Genomic DNA, 22,020 nt, shown 5'->3' with positions numbered 1-22,020 from the left:
GCCCCCCTCGGCATCGCTTCGTGAACGGGGTCCCCTACCCCCCCGCCCCGAGCCGCAACCGGCTCCGAATCCCCCCAACTGCCGCGAATCCGCAGCATCTTGAAAAACCCGATAACCAGGGTTCTACGGCGTTCATCTTGATCGCAAGATGCGAAACGCGGTGTTTACCGGTCATACGCGTTCATTGTGGTGGGTGTGGGGACTCTGTGGAGCGGTTGTGGACAGGCGGGCGCGGATGTTCCCGAAGTGCTCTCTTATGGCCTCCTCCGCCCGCATCGAGTCGCCGGACCGGACCGCGTCGAGGATCTCCCGGTGCTGTCGGCAGGTCACCTTCGGATCCTGCGGCTCGCCCCCGAGGTCGGTGCGGACCCGGTGGAAGGCGTCCCAGAACGCCTCCAGGACCTCGCTCAGCAGCACGTTGTCCAGCCCCCGGTAGAGGGTGGCGTGGAAGGCCCGGTCGGTCTCGGCGAGACCGGCTCCGCGCGCGGCCTGCTCATCCATACGGCCGACGAGCCCGTCCAGTTCAACGAGGTCCGCTTCCGGTATCCGCCCCGAGAGCCGGGAGACCAGCCCGGTCTCCACCGCCTCCCGCAGTTCCAGCAGCTGGAGCAGGGAGTCCTCGCCCCGGTAGTGCCCGGCGACCGTGCGGAAGGCGAGGCCCTCGATCATCGGGGCCAGGGACATCGGGCCGACGTAGGTGCCGAACCCGTGCCGGATCTCCACGATGCCCATGGCCTGGAGCGCCTTCAGTGCCTCCCGCACCGAGTTCCGGCTCGCGCCGAGGTACTCCATCAGCTCGGGCTCGGTCGGCAGCGGGGCCCCGGAGGCCAGCCGGCGGTCGATGATGAGCTTCTTGATCCGCTCCTGGAGGTCACGCGCTGCCATGGCGAGAGGGTATCCGGCCAATCGTGCGGGGGGCCGGGTTCCGGCCAGAGTGCACCAGGGCTGTCGGCAGGCACGGCGAAGGCCCCCCGCTCTCGCGAGGGGCCTTCACTGTCTGTGCGCCGCCAGGGACTCGAACCCCGGACCCGCTGATTAAGAGTCAGCTGCTCTAACCAACTGAGCTAGCGGCGCGCGCTGACGTCGTCACTCTACAGGACGCCCGGAGGTGCCCCGGACCACCCGGCAGGGCCCCCGGAAGGCTCCCGTGCGGCACCGCGTACATCATTCGGACCGTCAGCATGCGCGTGCGGAAGACAGTTGAGAAACTGACGACGCGCGCCCGGACGGGTACTGGCGCGGCCTTTTCCGCCGGAAGTGTGAGGGGAATCGCATGAGGTCTCCGGTATTCGAGGAATTCGACCCCGCGAGCGACTGCGACTGCCCCGGATGCGTCCACTGGCGCCGCGCCCTGCCGCATTCCTGGGCCGGCCGCACCACCGCCCATCCGGCCGCCCGCCGCGCCCTCGCCCTGGCCGCCGTCGCCTCGGCGGCGCTCGGCGCGGGCCACGCCGTACCGGCCGCAGCCGCCCCGCACGCACCCCACCGGCCCGGCATTTCCCCAGGTGACGAGCCAAATACCCCCCAGGGCGGCAAAGCCCCGCTGCACGGCCCCGGCGGCCCTCCCGAGCAGCCCTTCGCCGCCCTCGAGCCCACCGCCATCACCCGTACGGAGATCATCAACCGGGCCAAGACCTGGGTCGCCGCGAAGGTGCCTTACAGCATCAACGACTACTGGTCCGACGGTTACCGGCAGGACTGTTCGGGCTATGTCTCGATGGCCTGGAAGCTCCCCGGAAACGAATGGACGGGCAGCCTCGCCTCATACGGTGAGCGGATTTCCAAGGAGGAACTCCAGCCGGGCGACATTCTGCTGTTCCACAATGCGGCCGCCCCGGAGAGCGGCTCGCACGTCGTCATCTTCGGCGGCTGGACGGACTCCACGCACACCTACTACACCGCCTACGAGCAGACCCGCCCGCACACCCGGCGGCAGTCCACCCCGTACGCCTACTGGAACGACTCCGACCAGTACCTCCCCTACCGGTACAAGGGCGTCGCCTCCCAGGAGCCGGGGACCTCGCCGGGCACGGAACAGGTCGGCGGGACGCCGGGCGCACCGGCCGCCACGCCCTACCCCGGAGCGGCGTATTTCGGCCCCGGCGCGCACAACAGATACGTCACGCTGCTCGGCCGGATGCTCGTCGAGCGCGGGGCGGGCGGCGCCTACGCCTCGGGCCCGAGCCCGCGCTGGACGGACGCGGACCGGCGGGCGACCCGGGCCTTCCAGCTGGCCCAGGGCTGGACGGGCGCCGACGCGGACGGCCTGCCCGGCCCGCGCACCTGGGAGCTGCTGGTCACCGGGAAGGGCGAGGACGTGAAGGCCGGGGCGGTCGGTCCGCCGCCCTCCTCCCACGCGGTTCCCGGCTACCCGGGGCGGGCGATGTTCCGGCCCGGCGCCGACAACGCGTACGTCACGCAGCTGGGGCGGCAACTGGTGCGGAAGGGGTTCGGCGGGTTCTACGCGGTCGGGCCCGGACCGCGCTGGGGCGAGGCGGACCGGCGGGCCGTCGAGGCCTTCCAGCGCACCCAGGGCTGGCGGGGCGGTGCCGCGGACGGCTACCCGGGCCCCGAGACCTGGCGGCGGCTCTTCTTGTGAAGCACGCCTCGGAGAAGCCCGGAAGGCCCGCCTCGGAGGGGCCCGGATCCCGGGCACGGGGGATCGCTGTTGTGACGCATCTGGCGCGGAGGCTGGAGGCACCCATGAGTACGACCACGTCCCACACGTCCGAGCCCGACGGGCCGGGCGGCGCTCCGGCCGACGGACCGGCCAGACCCGCCCGGCTCATCCACAACGAGGCCACCACGGAAATCCCCGTCCACCTGCTGTTCCGCGACGACCCCGACCCGGCGCCGGTACCGCTGAAGCCGGCGGTCGTCACCCGCAGCCGGGGCACGGGGGAGCAGCCGCGCCTCACACGTCCGGCGGCCGTGGCGCCGCGCCCGGTGCCGCAGGTCGACCCCGACCTGGTGGAGCGGCCCGCGCGGGTGCTGCCCGGGGCGGCGGGTGTGCTGGCCGGGGTGTGCGGGGCGGCCGGGTGTGCGGCCACCTCCTGGTGGGCCGGGCTGCTCCCGCCGCTCGCGCTGGAGGCGCTGCGGCTGCCCGCGCAGGCCGGGGCCGGGCTCGGTCCCGCGCAGTGGGCGGCGTACGCGGGGGCCGGGGCGCTCGGGCTCTTCGGGTTCGGTGGGCTGGCCCGGGGCCGGACCGGGCGGGCCTGGGTGCTGGATCTGTTCGGCCGCTACCGGGGGACCGTCCGGCGCTCCGGGCTGCTGTGGGTCAACCCGCTGCTGCTGCGCCGCCGGGTGGACGTACGGCTGCGGCACTGGCGCAGCGAGCCGGTGCCGGCCGCCGACGCGGGCGGGGTCGCGCTGCGGGTCGTCGTCCAGGTGGTGTGGCGGGTGCGGGACACCGCGCGGGCCACGCTGGGCGTCGAGGACCACGAGACCTATCTGCGCGAGTGCGTCGAGGCGGCCCTGGCCCGCGTGCCGGTGGAGATGCCCGGCGGGGCCAAGGGCGCGACGGGCGCGGCGGCCGGGGCGCTGACCCGGCTGGTGGCGGCCGACGCGGTGCCGGTCGGCCTGGAGGTGTTCTCGGTGCAGCCGCTCCGGGTGGAGTACGCCCCCGAGGTCGCCGCGGCGATGCACCGCCGCCGCATCGCCGCGCTGGACGCCCAGCACCGGGCGAGTGTGCTCACCTCGGTCGTGGACTCGGTGGAGGACACGGTGACCCGGCTGACCATGCGGGGGCTGGTCGAACTCGACGACTACGAGCGGAAGGTGCTGGTGCGGGACCTGACGGTGGCGTTTTGCGCGGGCCGGGGAGAAACAGCTCCGTGATTGGTATGGACATGTCTAACTGACGTCCCTACTCTCAGACTTGGTCTAGACCTACCTGCACAGCTCACCGAACCTCCCCCACGTTCTCCAGGAGCGGCAGCATGCGCACTAGGACCAAGTTGTCCGCGGTCGCGGTGGGACTGGCCACGACCGCGGCCCTCGTACTCTCCTCCGGCGGCGCCAGCGGCCACGGCTACACCGACCTCCCCGTCAGCCGGCAGAAGCTCTGCCAGAACGGCACCGTGCCCGACTGCGGTCCGATTCAGTGGGAACCGCAGAGCGTCGAGGGCCCGAAGGGCTTCCCGGCCTCCGGTCCGGCCGACGGGCAGATCTGCAACGCCGGACTCGGCCAGTTCAGCCGGCTCAGCGCACCGCGCACGCCGTCCGGCGGGGCCTGGCCCACCACCAGGGTGACGGGCGGCCAGACCTACACGTTCCGCTGGCAGTTCACGGCCATGCACGCCACGACCGACTTCCGGTACTACATCACCAAGCCGGGCTGGAACCAGAACCACAACCTGGCCCGGTCCGACCTCGACCTCACGCCGTTCTTCACGGTGCCGTACAACGGGCAGCGGCCGCCGTCGACGCTCTCCCACAGCGGCAGGCTGCCGTCCGGGCTGAGCGGCCATCACGTCATCCTGGCGGTGTGGACGATCGCCGACACGGGCAACGCGTTCTACGCCTGCTCGGACGTCACCTTCTGAACCATCTGAGGTTCTCTTGAGTCACCGGTGCGGCCGGCGCGGGTAGGTTCCTCCCACGCCGGCCGGTCGAGGCCGGCGCATCGACCTCGGGGGATGCGCGATGGACGTGATCTTTTACGTCGTGCCGGGCCTGATCATGGCCGGGGCCCTCTTCATGGCCTACCGGATCGTGCGGCGCTGGCTCCAGATGCGGGGCGCCTGGAACAGCGGGCTCACGGCCGAGGGCCGGTGCCTGCGCGCGTACGCGACGGTCAGCGGTGGGCACGGCGACACGTCCGTGCGCACCGCGCTCCACCACGTGTACGAGTTCATCACGCGCGACGGCCGGGTCATCCGGTTCGAGGAGGAGGGTGGCCCGGGGACGATCGTCGAGGGCGACTACGTCACGGTCTACTACAGCGAGGGCCGGCAGGTCGTGGCCACGGCGCAGCCGCCGAGCCGGGTGCGGCACGCGGTGGCCACCTTCGGCATCCTGGCGTTCCTCGGCGTGATCGTCCTGTTCTGTGCCGGCTTCGTCGTCACGTACGTCCAGATCTTCGGCCCGTACAGCGACTTCCTCTTCAGTGGCGGCAGCGGGACGTCCGTGGCGCCGTGAGTCTCCACATCTGACGGTATGTCAACTACCGTGCGCGACCATGGACCCAAGGGCGGGCACGGTGGCGGAACTGGTCGCCGGCCGGTGGGGTGACCACCGGCCGGGACTGCGGTGTGAGGACCGGGCGCTGACCCACCACGAGGTGGCGGCGGGCGCCGCGGCCCGGGCGGCCCTGCTCGCCGACCTGCTGCCGCCGGACGCCGAGCCCCACATCGGGGTGCTCCTCGACAACACCCCCGAGTTCCTCCTGTGGCTGGGTGCGGCGGCCCTGGCCCGGGCGGCGGTCGCCGGCGTCAATCCCACCCGGCGCGGCGCCGAACTCGCCCGCGACATCCTGCACACCGAGTGCCGCGTCCTGGTCACCGAGCGGACCCGCCTGCCCTTGCTCCGGGGCCTGGAGCTGCCCGGCGTACGCCTGCTGGTGACGGACACGGAGGAGTACGCCGGCCTCCTGGCCCCCTACGCCGACGCACACCCGGACGCCTCCCGTGCCACCCCGCGCGACCGCTTCCTCCTCTACTTCACCTCCGGCTCGACCGGCGCGCCCAAGGCCGCCCTCTGCTCCCAGGGCCGGCTGGCAGCCGCCGGACGCTCCCTGGCCGGCCAGTTCGCCCTGGGGCCGCAGGACGTGCACTACCTGTGCATGCCGCTGTTCCACGGCAACGCGGTGATCGCCGGCTGGGCTCCCGCCCTGGTGACGGGGGCGGGCGTGGCACTGCGCCGGCGCTTCTCGGCGTCCCGCTTCCTGCCGGACGTACGCCGGTACGGGGCGACCTACTTCACCTACGTCGGCCGGGCGGTCCAGTACGTCCTGGCCACCGAGCCCGGCCCCGCCGACCGGGACAACCCGCTGCGCCTGGGCTTCGGCACGGAGGCCGGTGCGGTGGACGCGGCGGCCTTCGAGCGGCGGTTCGGAGTGCGGCTGGTGGAGGGATACGGCTCCTCCGAGGGCGGGGCGGCGGTGCAGTGGGCGCCGGGGACACCGCCGGGCGCGGTGGGCCGGGCGGCACCGGGGCTCGTCGTCCTCGACCCGGAGAGCCGCGAGCCGTGCCCGCCGGCCCGCTTCGACGCGGCGGGGCGGCTGCTCAACGGGGACGAGGCGATCGGCGAACTGGTCAACCAGGGGCCCAGCCCCTTCGAGGGCTACTGGCGCAACCCGGCGGCGGAGGCGGAGCGCCGCAGGGAGGGCTGGTACTGGACGGGCGACCTCTTCTACCGGGACGCCGACGGCTACCTCTACTTCGCCGGGCGCACCGACGACCGCCTCCGCGTCGACGGCGAGAACCTGGCCGCCGCGATGATCGAGAACATCCTCGCCCGCTACGAGGGTGCTGCCGCCGTCGCCGTGTACGCGGTGCCGGACCCGGTGACCGGAGACCAGGTGATGGCGACGATCGCCGGGACCTTCGACCCGGAGGCGTTCGCCCGGTTCCTGCTCGCCCAGCCCGACCTGGGGACGAAGATGGCGCCCCGGTTCGTACGGGTCGTGGGGCGGATGCCGGTGACGGCCACGAACAAGATCCGTCGGGCGGCGTTACGGAAGGAGGGCCTGAGATGCCCGGACCCGGTGTGGTGGCGGCCGCCGGGGGAGGGGGCGTACCGCCTGCTGACCAGGGAGGATCTCGGACACGCCGAAGGGCCTCCCGCTCCCACGAGAGGCCCTTCACCGGTGCGCCGCCAGGGACTCGAACCCCGGACCCGCTGATTAAGAGTCAGCTGCTCTAACCAACTGAGCTAGCGGCGCATGACTCCCGCCGACCGCGTTCCGCGTGGCGCGTTCTCGCGGCGGCGACGGAGAAAATAATACCCGGTCCCGCGGGGTGCTTCCGACCACCCGGAGCAGGGCCCCGGCGGGCCTCAGATCGCCATGGACAGCAGGACCGGTGCCGCGTTGCGGTTGAGGGCGTCCGCGGCCCGGCGGAGCCGGTGGGCGTGCTCGACCGGGAGGGACAGGGCCAGACAGCCGACGGAGGAGCCGGCCGTGACGGGGACGGCCGCGCAGACCGTGCCGACCGCGTACTCCTGGAGGTCCAGGACCGGCACGGTGGGCGGCTGGGACTCCAGCCGGGAGAGCAGCAGCCGGTCGCTGGTGATGGTGCGCGAGGTGAGGCGGGCCATCTTGTGCCGGGCGAGGTGGTCGCGGCGGCCGGCGTGGTCGAGCTGGGTGAGCAGGCTCTTGCCGATCGCCGTGGCGTGGGCCGAGGAGCGGAAGTCGACCCACTCGTTGACCTTGGGCGTGGCCGGGCTGTCGGCGTACTGGGTGACGCTGATCTCGCCGTCGACGTACCGGCTCATGTAGACGGCGGCGCCGACCGAGTCGCGCAGCCGGTCGAGGGTGTGCTGGAGCTTGTCGCGCAGGGCCTGCTCGCGGTGCTGGGCGGAGCCGAGACGGGCCAGCGTCTCACCCGTGACATACGCGCCGTCGGCGATCTGCTCGACGTAGCCCTCACGGCGCAGCATGCGCAGCAGCGCGGTCAGCCGCTCCGGTTCGATGCCGGTGTGCCGGGCGAGCTCGGTGTCGGTGACTCCGGTGGAACTCCGCGCCAGGGTCTCCAGGACGCGCAGGGCTTCCTGGGCCGAGTGGTACGGGGTGGTCGGCGGCTCGTGCTTCAGCGCCACGGTGGTCTCCCCCTGCGCTTGCTGTTAGGGCCGTAATCCGGTCGGTGAACCTCTCCCAGGTTAACCGGCAAACACCCTGCGGAGCGCGGGGGTTGACAAGATTCCCGGGCCCCCGGACTGGGGCATCGACCCTCTGGTATATGCCAGAAGCATGCCCCAGTCCCTGGGTCCGGACGTTCTGCCTGGTCACGCGGTGTAGTCAGAGCACTGCGCTGAGGAACTCCCGCGTGCGATCCTGCTCCGGCTCGCTGAAGATCTTCTCCGGCGGGCCCGACTCGATGACCCGGCCCGAGTCGAACATCAGAACCTGGTCGGAGATGTCCCGGGCGAAGTTCATCTCGTGGGTCACACAGAGCATCGTGATGTCCGTGGAACGGGCGATGTCCCGCAGCACGTCGAGGACGCCCGCGACCAGCTCCGGGTCGAGCGCGGAGGTCACCTCGTCCAGCAGCAGCACCTGCGGCCGCATCGCCAGCGCCCGGGCGATCGCCACCCGCTGCTGCTGCCCGCCGGACAGCTGCGCCGGGTGCTTGTCGAGGTGGTCGGTCAGCCCGACCAGCTCCAGCAGCTCGCGCGCCCGCTCCTCGGCGGCGTCCTTCGACATGCCGAGGACCGTGACCGGGGCCTCGGTGATGTTGCGCAGGACCGTCATGTTCGGGAACAGGTTGAACTGCTGGAACACCATCCCGATCTTCTTGCGGACCTCGCGCACCTGCTTCTCGGGCGCCGGGAACAGCTGCTCCCCGTCCACGGTGATCGTGCCCTCGTCGGGCTTGAGCAGCGTCATCAGCAGACGGAGGATCGTGGTCTTGCCGGACCCGGAGGGGCCGATCAGGGTCACGTGCTTGCCGGCGTCCACGGAGAAGTCCAGGTGGTCCAGGACCGTGTGGTCGCCGAACCGCTTGGTGACCTGCTCCAGCCGGATCAGCTCGCCGCTGCTCCTGGCGGGGTTCTTCTCGGGGTTGGGGAGAGTGTCAGTGGGCAAGGCGTCGCTCCAGGGCTCGCAGGAGAAGGGAGGCCAGATAGGAAATGACGATGAAGGCCACGCCGATCACCGTCAGCGGCTCGGTGAACTGGAAGTGCTCCTGCGAGAACAGGCGCGCGTGGCCGAGCATCTCCAGCACGGAGATCGCCATCAGCATCGGCGTGTCCTTGAGCATGGCGATGACGTAGTTGCCGAGCGCGGGGACGACCCGGCGCACCGCCTGCGGCAGGATCACCGCGGTCCACGTCCGGCGCAGCGGCAGGTTCAGCGCCGTCGCCGCCTCCCACTGGCCGACCGGCACGGCCTCGATACCGGCCCGGTAGACCTGCATCGTGTACGTCGAGTAGTGCAGCCCGATCGCGAAGACGCCCGTGGCGAGCGCCGAGAAGGTCAGGCCCCACTCGGGCAGCACGTAGTACAGGAAGAACAGCTGCACCAGCAGCGGGGTGTTGCGGACGAACTCCGTGACGGCGCCGACCGGCCAGGTCACCCAGCGCGTCGGCAGCCGCATCAGCAGCGCCCACACCAGGCCCAGCACGAACGAGACCAGCGAACCGATCACCAGGATCTGCAGGGTGACCAGCAGACCCTTCCAGAAGTCCGGCATGAAGTCGGAGACCGCGCTCCAGTCCCAGTTCATCGGACCGCCTCCACCACGACCGGCTCAGGCGCCCGGGTCTTGCTGTCGGGCTTCTTCCCGACACCCGCCTTGAGCCTCTTCTCCAGCCCGCGCATGACCCGGGTGAGCAGGAAGGCGATCACGAAGTAGATGAGCAGGATGTACGTGTAGATCTCCGCGCTCTCCTGGAGCGCCAGACGGACCAGGTTGCCGCTGAAGGCCAGGTCGCCCATGCCCATGATCGACACCAGGGCGGTGCCCTTGAGCAGTTCGATGAGCAGGTTGGAGAACGGCGGGATCATCTCCGGCACCGCCTGCGGCAGCAGGATCAGCCGCATCCGCTGCCAGGGCGTGAAGCTGAGCGCGATCCCGCCCTCCCGCTGCGCCGGGTCGACCGCGTTCAGCGCGCCGCGCACGATCTCGGAGCCGTACGCACCGTAGGTCAGGCCGAGCGCCAGCGTGCCCGCCCACAGCGGCACCAGCTGCCAGCCGAAGGCCGGGGGCAGCACGAAGAACACCCAGAAGATCATCACCAGGGCCGAGGTCCCGCGGAACACCTCGGTGTAGAAGCCCGCCAGGAAGCGGACGATCCACAGCCGGTGGGTGCGCGCGACGCCGACCACGAAGGACACGGCGGCCGCCAGCAGCGCGCTGCACACGAGCAGCTGGATGGTGACCCAGACGCCCTTGAGTACGAGTTCCCAGAGTCCCGAGGTCATCCGCCGCAGAGCTCCTTCGCGGTCAGGTCCGTCATCTCCGCCTTGGTGAAACCGAAGGGCTTGAGGATGCGGAACAGTTCGCCGCTCTTCTTGAGCTTGCGCAGCTCGACGTTGAAGGCGTCGCGCAGCTTGGTCTCGGTCGGCCGGAACGCGAACGCGCCGCCGTCGACGTGCGGTTTGCCGTCCACGAGCGGGGCGAACGGCTCGGTCGACTCCGCCTTGGCGGACTTCTTCACGACCTCGCGGGTGGTGAGCGCCGTACCGGCGAACACGTCCACGCGGCCCGCCTCGACGGCGTTCAGCCCCGCCACCTGGTCCGGGACGATGAGGATGTCGCTCTCCTTGTACCCCGCCTCGACGGCGTACTGGATCTCGGCGTATCCGGTCCCGGTGGCGAACTTCGCCTTCTTCTCGACGACGTCCTTGTAGTTGCGCAGCCCCTTGGGGTTGCCCTTGCGGACGATGAACGCGTCGAGCATCTGGTAGTCGGGGTCGGAGAAGATGACCTGCTCGCAGCGCTCGGGGTTGACGTACATCCCGGCGGCGACGACGTCGAACTGCTGGGAGTTCAGGCCCGGGATGAGCGAGCCGAACTCGGTCGGCACGGGCTGGACCCGGTCGACGCCGAGGCGCTTGAAGATCACCTTGGCCAGTTCCGGGGCCTCGCCGGTCAGCTCGCCGTTCTTGTCGATGAAGCCGAACGGGATCTCACCGGCGATACCGAGTCGGACGACGCCCGCCGCCCGGAGCCGGCCGAGCAGGTCACCGCCCTCGGTGCTCGACGCCGTGGCCACTCGGCTGCATCCGGTGGCGCCCAGCGCGCCGAGCGCCGCGACCCCCGCGAGCAGCGACCGGCGTGTGGGCGTGGATGCGGCCTGCGTTATGGATTCCGGACTTCTCAGTGGGCTTCTCTGTGGTGGAGCCATGGGCGCGCGGCTACCCGACCCGATCCGAGTTATGCCGATCTTTTCAAGCCCCGCACGTCTCCCGGTGCGCCCTTGACCGCGGGGGCGGCGGGCACTCCCATGGAGGCATGGCTGATCGCTACATCGAAGTCTCGCTGGTCAAGCGCGACGTGACCTGCCGGGCCAGGCTCCTGGACGACCGCGCGCCGATCACCTGCGCGGCCGTCTGGGACGCCCTTCCGCTGGCCGGCGACGTCTACCACGCGAAGTACGCACGCAACGAGATCTACGCCCTTTTCCCGCCTTTCGCCGAAACCGAGCCACCCCTGGAAAACCCGACCATCACCCCGATCCCCGGCGACCTGTGTTATTTCACCTTCGCCGGGGCGGAGTTGGGGACCAAGGCCTACGGCTACGACCGCGAGGTCCGCGCCGGGACCACGCTCGTCGACCTGGCCCTGTTCTACGAGCGCAACAACCTGCTGCTGAACGGCGATGTCGGCTGGGTCCCCGGCATCGTCTGGGGCCAGATCGTCGAGGGCCTGGACGCCATGGCCGAGGCGTGCAACGACCTGTGGAGGTCGGGAGCGGCGGGGGAGACGCTCAGCTTCCGGAGGGCCTGAGCCGGCCGGCGGACGCCACGCCGGCCTCGTACAGCGCGTGCGCCGCCCGCAGCACCAGATCGTCCCGGTGCCGGGCGGCCACGAGCTGCAGTCCGATCGGCAGGCCGTCCCCGTCCGCGCCGACCGGCACGCTCGCCGCGGGCTGCTGCGTCATGTTGAACGGGTAGGTGAACGGCGTCCACCCCGTCCAGCGCCGGTGGCCGGATCCTTTCGGTACCTCGACGCCCGCCTCGAACGCCGTGATCGGCAGGGTCGGCGTGACGAGCAGGTCGTGGGTGTCGTGGAAGCGGCCCATCCGGCGCCCCAGGTCCATCCGGACGTCCACCGCCGCCAGATAGTCCAGCGCCGAGTAGCGGGCGCCCTGTGTGCAGATCTCGCGCAGACCCGGGTCCAGCAGTTCCCGCTGGTGCGGCCCCAGGTGCTCGGTCACCCGGGCCGCCCCGCTGAACCACAGGGTGTGGAAGGCCTCCACCGGTTCGGTGAGGTCCGGGTCGGTCTCCGTGACGTAGGCGCCGAGCTCCGCCAGCCGCTCCACGGCGTGCCGCACCGCCGTCGCGACCTCCGGGCGCACCGCCACCTGGCCGCCCAGCGTCGGCGAGTAGGCCACGCGCAGCCCGCGCACCCCACCCGCCAGACCGTCCGCGTAGGCGCCGGGCGGCGGGGCGAGCGCCGACCAGTCACGCGAGTCCGGACGGCCGATGACGTCCATCAGCAGTGCCGCGTCCGCCGCGTCCCGGGTCATGGGCCCGACGTGCGCCAGCGTGCCGAACGCGCTCGCCGGGTAGAGCGGCACCCGCCCGTAGGTCGGCTTCAGCGCGAAGATCCCGCAGAACGACGCCGGGATCCGGACACTGCCGCCGCCGTCCGTGCCCAGCGACAGCGGCCCCGCGCCGAGGGCCACGGCCGCCGCACTGCCCCCGCTCGACCCGCCGGCGGTGCGCGAGGGGTCGTACGGGTTGCGCGTCACCCCGCTCAGCGGGGAGTCCGTCACGCCCTTCCAGCCGTACTCGGGGGTCGTCGTCTTGCCGATGAAGACCGCCCCGTGCTCCCGCAGCCGGGCCACGGACGGGGCGTCCTCGTCCCAGCGCCCCGCCGGGTCCACGGCCTTCGAACCGCGCAGGGTCGGCGCGCCGCGCAGCAGCAGGATGTCCTTGACCGTGACCGGCACCCCGTCCAGCAGGCCCTGTGGCTCACCGCGCCGCCATCGCTCCTGCGACTCCCGGGCCCGGGCCAGCGCGTCCTCGGCGGTCAGCCGGACGAAGGCGTTCACCTCCGGCTGGATCGCCTCGGCCCGCTCCAGCGCCGCGCGGGTCGCCTCCACAGGGCTCCACTCGCCCTTGCGGTAGCCGTCGAGGAGCCGTACGGCGGTCAGCTCGGTGAGCTCGGTCATCCACCCTCCAAGGAACGTCAGTGTCCGGGTACGTACCCACGCTGCTTGTCGACCACGTTCTCCAGCGGCTTTCCGGCCGCCCAGAGCTCGAAAAGCTCGACGAACTGGGCGCCGAGCTCGTCCCGCCAGCCGGCGATGTCGCCGCTCATGTGCGGGGACACGATCAGGTCCGGGGCCTGCCACAACGGGCTGTCGGGGGGCAGCGGCTCGGACTCGAAGACGTCCAGGGCGGCGCCCGCGATCCAGTGCTTGGCCAGGGCCTCGGCGAGCGCGTCCTCGACGACGAGCTGGCCGCGGCCGATGTTGACGAACCGGGCGGACGGCTGCATCACGCCGAAGCGGCGGGCGTCGAACATGCCGTGCGTCTGCTCGGTGAGCGGTGCCGCCGCGATCACCCAGTCGGCGCGCGCCAGCAGCCGGTCCAGATCCTCCGGGCCGTGCACGCCGGCGCGCGGGGCGCGGCCCACGAGCGCCGTCGTGATGCCCAGCGCCTCCAGCGTGCGGGCGATCGCCCGGCCGATCGGCCCGGTGCCGACCACGACGGCCCGGCCCCCGGCGACCTTCTGCGACTCGCGGTGCCGCCAGGTCCGCTCCCGTTGCAGCTGAAGCGTGCGCGGCAGGTCCTTGGCCATCGCCAGCACGAGCGCGGCGACGTACTCGGCGATCGGCTGGTCGAAGATGCCGCGCGCGTTCGTCACCACCGTGTCGGAGGCGGCGAGTTCCGGACACATCAGATGGTCCACACCGGCGCTCGCCGTGTGCACCCAGCGTGGCCGTGGGCCCTCGCCGGGCCAGGCGTCCCGCACGGCGTGCGAGGTGAAGTCCCACACCAGAAGTACATCCGCACGCGGGAGGCGTGCGGCGAGACCCTCCGCGTCGGTGTGTTCGATACGGGCGTGGCCGGTGAGGCGGCCGAGGCGGGGGAGGGGTTCGGCGTCCAGGACGAGCAGGGTGGGGGTGGGCATGAGCAGCCGTTTCTCCAGCCGTGCGGCGGGGGCGGCCTGCCTCCGGGAGGCGGCCGGTGACGACGAGTTAACACGGTGTTGACCAGGGAATGATCCGTGCGGATTGACCACGCTCGCACCCGAACCTACCGTCGTCAACACGGGCGTTCCCACGATCCGTTGCACACTCGTTGCCCAGTGTGAGGCCGGTGCCCTGCCATGGACGTCTCATTTCTCGGCGGGCCCAGCCCGCAGCGCGGGGTCGGCGTCGTCGCCCCCTTCGACTTCGCTCTCGACCGCGAGCTGTGGCGCTGGGTGCCGGACGAGGTCTCCCTGCACATGACACGAACACCGTTCGTGCCGGTCGAGGTCAGCCTCGATCTCGCCCGCATGGTCAGCGAACACGAGACGCTGAGCGAGGCGGTCCGCACGCTCAACGCGATCGCCCCCGAGGTCATCGCCTACGCCTGTACGTCGGGCAGTTTCGTCGGCGGCGTCATGGGCGAGCGCGCGATGTGCGAGGCGATGAGCCGGGCGGGCGCCGTCCCGGCGATCACCACCTCCGGCGGGCTGCTGGAGGCCCTGGTGGAGCTGGACGTACGGCGGGTGGCGCTGGTGACGCCGTACACGGTGTCGGTGACGCAGTCGCTGGAGGCGTACGTCGCCCAGGCCGGCGTCACGATCTCCGGCTGTGCCTTCATGGGCCTGACCCGGCACATCTGGAAGGTCCCCTACCGGGAGGTGGTGGACATGGCCCGGCAGGCGGTGCGCGACGACGCCGACGCGCTGTTCATCAGCTGCACCAACCTGCCGACCTACGACGTCATCCCACAGCTGGAGGCAGAACTGCGCATCCCGGTGATCTCGGCCAACCAAGTGACGATGTGGGCGGCGCTGCGCCGACTGGGTACCCGTGCGGTGGGACCGTATCAAGCGCTGATCAATCCGGAGGCGCGCGCCGGTCTCGGATCGCCGGGGGCGGACCCCGGTCCCGTCGTGCCGGAAAAAGAGCAGCAGCAGGAAGGCTGGACATGACAGCACTGGGATTTCTCTACCCGGGCCACTCCGCCGAGGACGACTATCCGCGCATCGAGCAGTTGCTCGGCAGCGACATCCGGGTGGACCTGGTGCACACCGACATCGGTGAGGACGCGCACCGGGTGGACGCGCTGCTGGAGATGGGCTCGGCCGGGCGACTCGCGGCGGGCGTCCAGGAGCTGCGGCACGCCGGAGCGGAGGCCGTGGTGTGGGCCTGCACCAGCGGCAGCTTCGTCTACGGCTGGGACGGCGCCCACGACCAGGTGCGCACCCTGGCGCAGACGGCCGGCATGCCGGCCTCCTCGACGTCCTTCGCGTTCGTGCACGCGGTACGGGAGCTGGGGGCGCGCCGGGTCGCGATCGGCGCGACGTACCCGGACGACGTGGCGCAGTTGTTCGCCGAGTTCCTGCGGGCGGACGGCGTCGAGGTCGTCTCCGTGAAGAGTTCCGGCATCATCACGGCCGCCGAGGTCGGCACCTGGGGCGAAGCGGAACTCCTCGCCCTGGCCCGGCACTCCGACCACCCCGAGGCCGACGCCGTCCTCCTGCCCGACACGGCCCTGCACACGGCGGCGCACATCCCGGCCCTGGAGAAGGAGCTCGGCAAGCCGGTCCTCACCGCCAACCAGGTCACGGTCTGGGAGGGCCTGCGCCTGGCGGACCGCCGTGTCAACGCGCCGGAACTGGGCGCGCTGTTCACCAGGGAGCCGCTCGTCCAGGCCTGACCGCGCGCGCTGTCCTCGCCACCGACGCCCGGAATCGGTCCCACCTCTTCGGCGGGGCAGATCCGGGCATAGGGGGTGAACGACCCGCGCAGAGCTGAGGAACCCTCAACTCCGCCGTCCCACAGGGCTCTTGACTTGACCGAAAGCGCGTTCCCCTTCCGTTGTCCGTCCCGTGCACACTGGCCACGTCCGCAGCCAGTCGTGCCGTGAAGGACGGTCCCCGATGGCCGAACCGGGTCAGACCAGATTCCAGGTAAGCGCTGTCCGGCTGTCCGGGTGCCTGCTGTGCTGGAGTCTGGCCGCAGCGATGATCACCGCCGCCGTGGACGCCGTCGTCGAGCCGCGGGCCGGCTGGTGGGGCGCGGTGTGGTCGCTGCCCTGGTGGCTCGCCTGTGGAGCCGCCCTCGCGTGGATCGTGCTCCGTGTCCGCGAGAAGGCCGCCCGGCGGCCCCCGTACGGCGGGACGCGGAGCGACTGGGAGCAGGCCGCCTGACCCCGCGGCGCCTCGCGGGAATAACCGGAGACAGTCCCCTGTTGGGGCCGGGACGACAGCACACGGCCCACAGCAGGAGGCACCCCACCGTGGCGGCAGACGAGATACGCGGCGCAGCGCAGGGCAGCGCCCCCGTCCCCCTCTCCGTACTGGACCTGGTCACCGTCGGGGCCGGCCGCACCGCCTCCGGCGCGCTGCGCACCAGCGTCGACCTGGCCCGTCTCGCGGAGGCCCGCGGCTTCCACCGCTACTGGGTCGCCGAGCACCACTCCATGCCGGGTGTGGCCTCCTCGTCCCCGGCCGTGATCCTCGCCCACCTCGCCGCCCACACCGGCCGCATCCGCCTCGGCTCGGGCGGCGTCATGCTGCCCAACCACGCCCCGCTCGTCATCGCCGAGCAGTTCGGGACGCTGGAGGCCATGGCCCCGGGCCGCATCGACCTCGGGCTCGGCCGCGCGCCGGGAACGGACGGCGCCACCGCCGCCGCCCTGCGCCGCACCGACCGCCTGGGCGAGGGCGCCGACGACTTCCCCGAGCAGCTCGCCGAGCTGACCCGGTTCCTCGACGACGACTTCCCCGACGGGCACCCCTACCGCCGTATCCACGCCGTACCGGGCCCGGTCCAGGCGAGTGGCCCCGGTGGCGTCCAGTCCCCGCACCGCCCGCCGGTCTGGCTGCTCGGCTCCTCCGGCTTCAGTGCCCGCCTCGCGGGTGTCCTCGGGCTGCCCTTCGCCTTCGCGCACCACTTCTCGGCGCAGAACACCGTCCCGGCCCTGGACCTGTACCGGGAGTCCTTCCAGCCGTCCGCCGTGCTCGACGAGCCCTACGCCCTCATCGGTGTCTCCGCGCTCGCCGCCGACGACGAGAAGGAGGCCCGCCGCCAGGTGCTGGCCGCCGCCCTCGGCATGGTCCGGCTGCGCACCGGCCGCCCCGGCCTGGTGCCCACCCCCGAGGAGGCGGAGGCCTACGCGTTCAGCCCCATGGAGCGCGACTTCGTCGACTCCTGGAACGCCAACGTCATCCACGGCACCCCGGACGAGGTCCGCTCCGGCCTGGACGACCTGCACAAGCGCACCGGCGCCGACGAGCTGATGATCACGGCCAACGCGCACGGCGGCGACGTACGCGTGCGCTCCTACGAACTCATCGCCGACGCCTACGGGTTGCCGACACCCGCCTGAACACCCGGCGTGCCCAGCAGCTCGGAGATGCGGTCCGGCGGCACCGGACGGGAGTAGAGCCAGCCCTGTCCGGTGTCGCAGCCGATGCGCCGCAGCCGGGTCGCCTGGTCCGAGGTCTCCACGCATTCGGCCGTGACGGTCAGCCCGAGCCGGTGGGCGAGCTGGATCATCGCCTCGACCACGACCTCGTCGGCCGGGTTCGGGCGGGTGGCCGTGCTGTCCCGGTCGTCGTACTGGAAGCCGCGGACGAAGGTGCCGTCCAGCTTCAGTACGGACACCGGCAGGCGGCTGAGGTAGGCCAGGTTCGAGTAGCCGGTGCCGAAGTCGTCGATGGCGATGCGCACGCCCATGTCGCTGAGGGCCTTCAGGGTTTGCAGCGGCCGGCCGGCCGAGCCCATCACCGCCGACTCGGTGAGCTCCAGCTGGAGCAGGTGCGGCGCGAGGCCCGTCTCGGCGAGGGTCTCCGCCACGTCCGCCACCAGGTCCGAGTCCCAGACCTGACGCACCGCCACATTCACGCTCACGAAGATCGGCGGCTCGTCGGGGTGGTCCAGCTGCCAGCGGCGGGCCTGCCCACACGCTGTCCGCAGCACCCAGCGGCCCAGCGGCACGATCGAACCGTCCTCCTCCGCGAGTCCGATGAACCGATTCGGCGTCAGTACGCCGAACTGGGGGTGGTTCCAGCGGATGAGCGCCTCGACCCCGTGCAGCCGGTCGTCCTCCATACCGACCAGCGGCTGGTACTCCAGCTGGAACTCGCCCCGGTCGATGGCCGGCCGCAGTGTGGAGGCGAGGGCCTGGCGCGTGATGCGGTGGGCGTTGCGCTCCGGGTCGAACAGCGTCCAGCGGGACTTGCCGTCGGCCTTCGCCCAGTACAGCGTGGTGTCCGCCGCCTGCATCAGGGCGGTCGGGCTCGTCTGGGCCGCGTGCCGCTCCACCACGCCGATCGACGCCGAGACCGACAGCCGCTGCCCGCAGATGTCGAACGGGTCCTGGATCGCCTCCAGCACCGACTCGGCGAGCTCGGCCAGTTGCTCGGTGCCCGTGGAGTCCTCGACGAGCAGCGCGAACTCGTCACCGCCGAGCCGGGCCACCAGCGGGATGCTCGTCCGGGACTGCCCGGCCTCGTCCGCGCAGCGCGTGAGGCGCTCGGCGACGGCGGCCAGCAGCCTATCGCCCACGCGGTGGCCCAGGGTGTCGTTGATGGCCTTGAAGCCGTCCAGGTCCAGGTAGCACAGCCCGATCCGGCCCGTGCCGCTCTGCTCGTACGACTCCGCCTCCAGCGCGGCCGACAGGCGTTCGAAGAACAGCGTGCGGTTGGGCAACCGGGTCACCGGGTCGTGCATCTGCAAGTGCCGCAGCCGGGCCTGGAGTTCGCGGCGTGAGCTGATGTCGGCGACGGACAGCAGGACGGCCCCGTCCTCGGCGGGCAGCGGGGCGACCGTCACCTGCACCCACAGCGAGTGCCCGCCGGGGTGCTTGAGCCGGCGCGTGCAGCGCAGCCGGGACTGCCGGCCGTGCAGCACCTCGCGGTACGCGTGCCAGGTGCGGGCGTCACAGGTGAGGTCGACCAGGTCCGCGGCCACGGTCCCGGCCAGCTCGTCCGGGGCACCGCCGAGCAGCGCGGCGAGCGAGTCGTTGGCGCTGACGACGATCCCCTCGCGGTCGACGACGGCCATGGCGAGCGGGGCGGCCGTGAACACGGAGTGGTACGGCGACGGCTCCTCGGTACCAGGAGGCGCATCGATCTCACTCTCTGTGACGACCGGCCGGTCGAGGTCTGCCGCGGGCGCCGGCCCTTCGGAGGTTCCGCTCACCGCTCGCTCCCGCATGTATTCGATCTCTGTCCGTGCAGGAAAGGTCAGGAAAGTGTGCCGATCATAGAGGCTGGCCCCAGGGCCTTCCAGCCGGTGTCCAGTGTCCCGGACCGACCCGCCCTTCTGCCAGATCGTTTCTGCTCATGCCTGGACGGCTTCTTCAGGGCCCCGACCAGTTGTGACGTTCTGTGAGTGGTTCCCGGGTGTCGACGTCCGCGATGTTTCGGCTTCTTCACCCGACTGGTGCAAGCAAACAGGACGCAGTACGACAAATCATCACAGGCTGGGTGCGGTGTCCCGCGAACCGTACCCGGAGGTACCCGTGCCGCGTCAGTTCCCGCGCGCCCGACTGCGCAGCACCGCGGCCGTGTTCACCACCATGTCGGCGCTCGCGGCGACCTCCCTCGGCGCCGGCCCGTCGGCCGCCGAGCCCGACTCGGCCGCGCCCTGCGCCCTGACCCGCACCGACGCCCACCACTCCGAGGGCCTGGACACCTGGAACGCCGCCTATCCGCGCCCGGCCCGGGCCCTGGACGCGGTCATGGTCTTCCTGTCCTTCCCGGACGCCCATCCGCTCACCACACCGCGGGAGCTGACCGCCGACCACTTCCCGGCGACCACCCGCTTCTTCGAACGCTCCTCCTACGGCCGCTTCACCCTGCGCCCGCACCCGCTCGGGCACTGGATCCAGATGCCGCGGCCGTCCACGGCGTACGACATACAGCGCGACTGGAGCGCCGCGCACCGGGCCGCGTACCTGCGGGACGCGCTCTCCGTGGCCGACCCGCAGGTCGACTTCTCCCGCTACGACGTCGTGTACTTCGTCGCCGACCCCGACGCGCCCGGCGTGGACTCCGACGCGACCAAGGTGGTCAACCTCACGCGTCCGATGCGGGCCGACGGCACCGATCTGCGCCGGGTCGTCACGGTGTTCGAGCAGCATCCGCCGGACCGGCTCGTCCTCGCCCATGAGACCGGGCACGTGTTCGACCTGCCCGACCTCTACCACCGGCCCGCGGACGGCAAGGGCGACTGGGACACGCACGTCGGTGACTGGGACCTGATGGGCAGCCAGTTCGGACTGGCGCCCGACCTGTTCGGCTGGCACAAGTGGAAGCTGGGCTGGCTGGGGCAGCGGCAGGTGCGGTGCGTACAGGACGCCGGGCCCGCCCGGCTGACCCTGGAGCCGCTGGCGGCCGGGCCCGGGGTGCCGGTGGCGGGTGCGGCGGGGGCGCCGGCCTTCGGTCTCGGGCGGGGCACCAAGCTCGCGGTGGTGCGCACCGGCCGCGACAGCGCGCTCGCGTTCGAGGCGCGCGGGCCGGTGGGCAACGACGTTGCCGCGTGCCGGCAGGGGGTGCTCGTGTACCGGGTGCGGGGCGGGGCGCAGTCCGGGGGCGGGCCGATCGAGGTGATCGACGCCCACCCGGGCACCGAGGCCTGCTGGGAGGACTCGGTCTACCCGCCCCTCGCGGACGCACCGATCGGCCCCGGGGAGAGCTTCACGGTGCCGGGGGAGGGCGTCCGGGTGGAGGTGGAGGGACGCACGGCCTCGGGGGAATGGACGGTACGGATCATGGTCGGACGCTGAAGCGGGGCATGCAGAAGGCCCCTCGCTCTCGCGAAGGGCCTTTGCCGTCGGTGCGCCGCCAGGGACTCGAACCCCGGACCCGCTGATTAAGAGTCAGCTGCTCTAACCAACTGAGCTAGCGGCGCCTGCTGACGTCGTAGACCTTAGCACCCTGGTCGGCGGGAGGAAAAATCGATATCCGCACGGCCGAACGGGCCGCCCGGACGGCCGCCCACAGCAGTACCTCGGGGCCGGGCAGCCAGGGCTGACGGGTGTCGGGGGCGACGAGCCAGCGGGCACCGGAGCGGTCGGCGGAGGGGTCGTCCGCCGGTGCCGGGACGGTCACCGCGTCGCCCGTGCCGTGGCACAGCAGGGGCGGGACCCCGCCCGTGCGGCCGGGCTCCCGGGAGTCCGCGCCGTGCCTGCCCCACTCCTCCCACTCCAGCAGCGCCGGCAGCCGCTGGGCCGTGCCGGGCGCGGTGAACAGCAGCATCCGGCCGCGGAACTCCGCGACCGGCCCCGAGCCGGGCCCGTCGTCCCACAGCCGGTCGAGCATCCGCCGCCCGAACATCGCGGGCGCGCTGACGACGTCGAAGACCGACCCGCAGGGCAGCACGACCGGTGCGTCAGGCCGCTCCTCCCAGAGGGCGAGCGTGCTTCGCGGATACGTTCCTGCCGAGGCGAGCCAGACGGCCCCGTCCGGGGTGACAAAGGAGGCGTTCCATGCGCTGCTCATGGCGTCAACATCTACCGGCTGTGCACGCGCGGTTTCCGAGGGTTGCGGGAAATCGGGACAGGAGGGGTGGGGAGGGAGTATCTTGCCCGCCTGGCATATGCCAGGTAGATCGAGAAGGGGCAGGTCTCCCCGTCTCACACCGGGTCGACGGGCCCCCGGCCCTCGCCGCCGCGCATCAGGTCCCGTCCGAACTCGACCATCTTCTTGGCGTAGTCCTCGGTCCACTCGGCCCGCTCGGCGATGTCCGCCGTCGTCAGCCGGTCGAACCGCCGCGGATCCGCCAGCTGCGCCGCCGCGATCGCCTGGAACTCCACCGCCCGGTCCGCCGCCGCGCGGAACGCCAGCGTCAGCTCCGTCGCGCGGGACAGCAGCGCGCGGGGATCGTCGATCGACTCGAGATCGAAGAAGTGCTCAGGATCGGAGGCCGCCTCCGCGGGCTCGAAGAGCAGGGGCGCGGGGCGTAGCCGCGGTTCGTTCCGACGCGGCGTGGGCTCCGCCATGTCTACTCCTCCTCGTACGT

At 71.8% G+C, this 22,020-nt stretch carries 22 protein-coding genes and 3 tRNA genes; 11 read left to right on the top strand and 14 right to left on the bottom strand.

Annotated elements, in window-relative coordinates; genetic code table 11:
• Positions 1-171: 171 nt before the first annotated feature.
• Positions 172-885: an FCD domain-containing protein gene (locus tag ACFZDA_RS07995; RefSeq protein ID WP_391076564.1), complete on the bottom strand. Its 714-nt coding sequence runs from the start codon at positions 883-885 to the stop codon at positions 172-174.
• A 115-nt stretch (positions 886-1,000) separates the two neighbouring features.
• A tRNA-Lys gene (locus tag ACFZDA_RS07990) sits at positions 1,001-1,074 on the bottom strand.
• 199 nt (positions 1,075-1,273) lie between these two features.
• On the opposite strand from ACFZDA_RS07990, the gene ACFZDA_RS07985 reads away from it, so the two are divergent.
• The 5 genes from ACFZDA_RS07985 (at position 1,274) to ACFZDA_RS07965 (ending at position 6,844) form a co-directional block, all read left to right on the top strand.
• Positions 1,274-2,599 (top strand): peptidoglycan-binding protein, encoded by a 1,326-nt coding sequence (locus ACFZDA_RS07985; RefSeq protein WP_391076561.1) that lies wholly within the window; start codon positions 1,274-1,276, stop codon positions 2,597-2,599.
• 104 nt (positions 2,600-2,703) lie between these two features.
• A complete protein-coding gene (locus tag ACFZDA_RS07980) occupies positions 2,704-3,837 on the top strand; it encodes an SPFH domain-containing protein (RefSeq protein WP_391076558.1) in 1,134 nt (377 codons plus the stop codon).
• 101 nt (positions 3,838-3,938) lie between these two features.
• The gene (locus tag ACFZDA_RS07975; RefSeq protein ID WP_391076556.1) at positions 3,939-4,544 is read left to right on the top strand and encodes a lytic polysaccharide monooxygenase; all 606 of its coding nucleotides are present in this window, start codon (positions 3,939-3,941) and stop codon (positions 4,542-4,544) included.
• 100 nt (positions 4,545-4,644) lie between these two features.
• Positions 4,645-5,139, top strand: a complete 495-nt coding sequence (locus tag ACFZDA_RS07970; protein WP_391076553.1) for a hypothetical protein — start codon at positions 4,645-4,647, stop codon at positions 5,137-5,139.
• 40 nt (positions 5,140-5,179) lie between these two features.
• Positions 5,180-6,844, top strand: coding sequence for an AMP-binding protein (locus tag ACFZDA_RS07965; protein ID WP_391076550.1), 1,665 nt, complete (start codon positions 5,180-5,182; stop codon positions 6,842-6,844).
• Here the strand turns inward: ACFZDA_RS07965 and ACFZDA_RS07960 are convergent.
• The 6 genes from ACFZDA_RS07960 to ehuB all read right to left on the bottom strand — a co-directional run bounded on the left by ACFZDA_RS07960 (position 6,810) and on the right by ehuB (position 11,007).
• Positions 6,810-6,883: transfer RNA gene (locus tag ACFZDA_RS07960), tRNA-Lys, on the bottom strand. The genes ACFZDA_RS07965 and ACFZDA_RS07960 overlap by 35 nt on opposite strands.
• Before the next feature lie 113 nt (positions 6,884-6,996).
• Positions 6,997-7,758: an IclR family transcriptional regulator C-terminal domain-containing protein gene (locus ACFZDA_RS07955; RefSeq protein ID WP_391076547.1), complete on the bottom strand. Its 762-nt coding sequence runs from the start codon at positions 7,756-7,758 to the stop codon at positions 6,997-6,999.
• Between the two features lie 199 nt (positions 7,759-7,957).
• Entirely contained in the window at positions 7,958-8,743 is a 786-nt protein-coding gene (gene ehuA / locus ACFZDA_RS07950; RefSeq protein WP_391076545.1) for an ectoine/hydroxyectoine ABC transporter ATP-binding protein EhuA, read from the bottom strand.
• Positions 8,733-9,383 carry an ectoine/hydroxyectoine ABC transporter permease subunit EhuD gene (ehuD, locus tag ACFZDA_RS07945; protein WP_086562329.1) on the bottom strand — a complete coding sequence of 217 codons (651 nt, stop codon included), beginning with the start codon at positions 9,381-9,383 and terminating at the stop codon, positions 8,733-8,735. The genes ehuA and ehuD overlap by 11 nt, the downstream gene beginning before the upstream one ends.
• Complete coding sequence (gene ehuC, locus ACFZDA_RS07940) at positions 9,380-10,081, bottom strand: ectoine/hydroxyectoine ABC transporter permease subunit EhuC (RefSeq protein WP_086562330.1); 702 nt, start codon at positions 10,079-10,081, stop codon at positions 9,380-9,382. The genes ehuD and ehuC overlap by 4 nt, the downstream gene beginning before the upstream one ends.
• The gene (gene ehuB / locus ACFZDA_RS07935) at positions 10,078-11,007 is read right to left on the bottom strand and encodes an ectoine/hydroxyectoine ABC transporter substrate-binding protein EhuB (protein WP_391076539.1); all 930 of its coding nucleotides are present in this window, start codon (positions 11,005-11,007) and stop codon (positions 10,078-10,080) included. The genes ehuC and ehuB overlap by 4 nt, the downstream gene beginning before the upstream one ends.
• Positions 11,008-11,114: 107 nt before the next feature.
• Between ehuB and ACFZDA_RS07930 the strand changes: the two genes are divergently transcribed.
• Complete coding sequence (locus ACFZDA_RS07930) at positions 11,115-11,609, top strand: DUF3830 family protein (protein ID WP_010047957.1); 495 nt, start codon at positions 11,115-11,117, stop codon at positions 11,607-11,609.
• Here ACFZDA_RS07930 and ACFZDA_RS07925 read toward each other — a convergent pair.
• Both ACFZDA_RS07925 and ACFZDA_RS07920 read right to left on the bottom strand, forming a co-directional pair.
• On the bottom strand, positions 11,590-12,999 hold the full coding sequence (locus tag ACFZDA_RS07925) for an amidase (RefSeq protein WP_391076535.1): 1,410 nt from the start codon (positions 12,997-12,999) through the stop codon (positions 11,590-11,592). The genes ACFZDA_RS07930 and ACFZDA_RS07925 overlap by 20 nt on opposite strands.
• Before the next feature lie 17 nt (positions 13,000-13,016).
• Positions 13,017-13,964: an NAD(P)-dependent oxidoreductase gene (locus ACFZDA_RS07920; RefSeq protein WP_391076532.1), complete on the bottom strand. Its 948-nt coding sequence runs from the start codon at positions 13,962-13,964 to the stop codon at positions 13,017-13,019.
• Positions 13,965-14,162: 198 nt separating this feature from the next.
• Between ACFZDA_RS07920 and ACFZDA_RS07915 the strand changes: the two genes are divergently transcribed.
• The 4 genes from ACFZDA_RS07915 to ACFZDA_RS07900 all read left to right on the top strand — a co-directional run bounded on the left by ACFZDA_RS07915 (position 14,163) and on the right by ACFZDA_RS07900 (position 17,380).
• Complete coding sequence (locus ACFZDA_RS07915) at positions 14,163-14,978, top strand: aspartate/glutamate racemase family protein (RefSeq protein ID WP_307175387.1); 816 nt, start codon at positions 14,163-14,165, stop codon at positions 14,976-14,978.
• On the top strand, positions 14,975-15,706 hold the full coding sequence (locus tag ACFZDA_RS07910) for a decarboxylase (protein ID WP_391076528.1): 732 nt from the start codon (positions 14,975-14,977) through the stop codon (positions 15,704-15,706). Before ACFZDA_RS07915 ends, ACFZDA_RS07910 begins: the two co-directional genes overlap by 4 nt.
• 223 nt (positions 15,707-15,929) lie before the next feature.
• Positions 15,930-16,199, top strand: coding sequence for a hypothetical protein (locus tag ACFZDA_RS07905; protein WP_391076526.1), 270 nt, complete (start codon positions 15,930-15,932; stop codon positions 16,197-16,199).
• An 89-nt stretch (positions 16,200-16,288) separates the two neighbouring features.
• Complete coding sequence (locus ACFZDA_RS07900) at positions 16,289-17,380, top strand: MsnO8 family LLM class oxidoreductase (protein ID WP_391076523.1); 1,092 nt, start codon at positions 16,289-16,291, stop codon at positions 17,378-17,380.
• On the opposite strand, the gene ACFZDA_RS07895 is transcribed toward ACFZDA_RS07900, so the two are convergent.
• Positions 17,356-19,212 (bottom strand): EAL domain-containing protein, encoded by a 1,857-nt coding sequence (locus ACFZDA_RS07895; protein ID WP_391076520.1) that lies wholly within the window; start codon positions 19,210-19,212, stop codon positions 17,356-17,358. The genes ACFZDA_RS07900 and ACFZDA_RS07895 overlap by 25 nt on opposite strands.
• A 277-nt stretch (positions 19,213-19,489) precedes the next feature.
• Here ACFZDA_RS07895 and ACFZDA_RS07890 point away from each other — a divergent pair, with 277 nt between their 5' ends.
• Entirely contained in the window at positions 19,490-20,785 is a 1,296-nt protein-coding gene (locus ACFZDA_RS07890) for a M6 family metalloprotease domain-containing protein (protein ID WP_391076517.1), read from the top strand.
• Between the two features lie 51 nt (positions 20,786-20,836).
• Here ACFZDA_RS07890 and ACFZDA_RS07885 read toward each other — a convergent pair.
• The 3 genes from ACFZDA_RS07885 to ACFZDA_RS07875 all read right to left on the bottom strand — a co-directional run bounded on the left by ACFZDA_RS07885 (position 20,837) and on the right by ACFZDA_RS07875 (position 22,000).
• Positions 20,837-20,910: transfer RNA gene (locus ACFZDA_RS07885), tRNA-Lys, on the bottom strand.
• On the bottom strand, positions 20,901-21,500 hold the full coding sequence (locus tag ACFZDA_RS07880; RefSeq protein ID WP_391076514.1) for a bifunctional DNA primase/polymerase: 600 nt from the start codon (positions 21,498-21,500) through the stop codon (positions 20,901-20,903). The genes ACFZDA_RS07885 and ACFZDA_RS07880 overlap by 10 nt, the downstream gene beginning before the upstream one ends.
• A gap of 134 nt (positions 21,501-21,634) precedes the next feature.
• Positions 21,635-22,000, bottom strand: coding sequence for a hypothetical protein (locus ACFZDA_RS07875; protein WP_391076512.1), 366 nt, complete (start codon positions 21,998-22,000; stop codon positions 21,635-21,637).
• Positions 22,001-22,020 lie beyond the last annotated feature (20 nt).

It is taken from the genome of Streptomyces sp. NPDC007991 (genome assembly GCF_042958445.1).
Classification (GTDB): domain Bacteria; phylum Actinomycetota; class Actinomycetes; order Streptomycetales; family Streptomycetaceae; genus Streptomyces.
The sequence above is the reverse complement of the archived record's forward strand: the minus strand, read 5'-3'. Positions and strand labels throughout refer to the sequence as shown.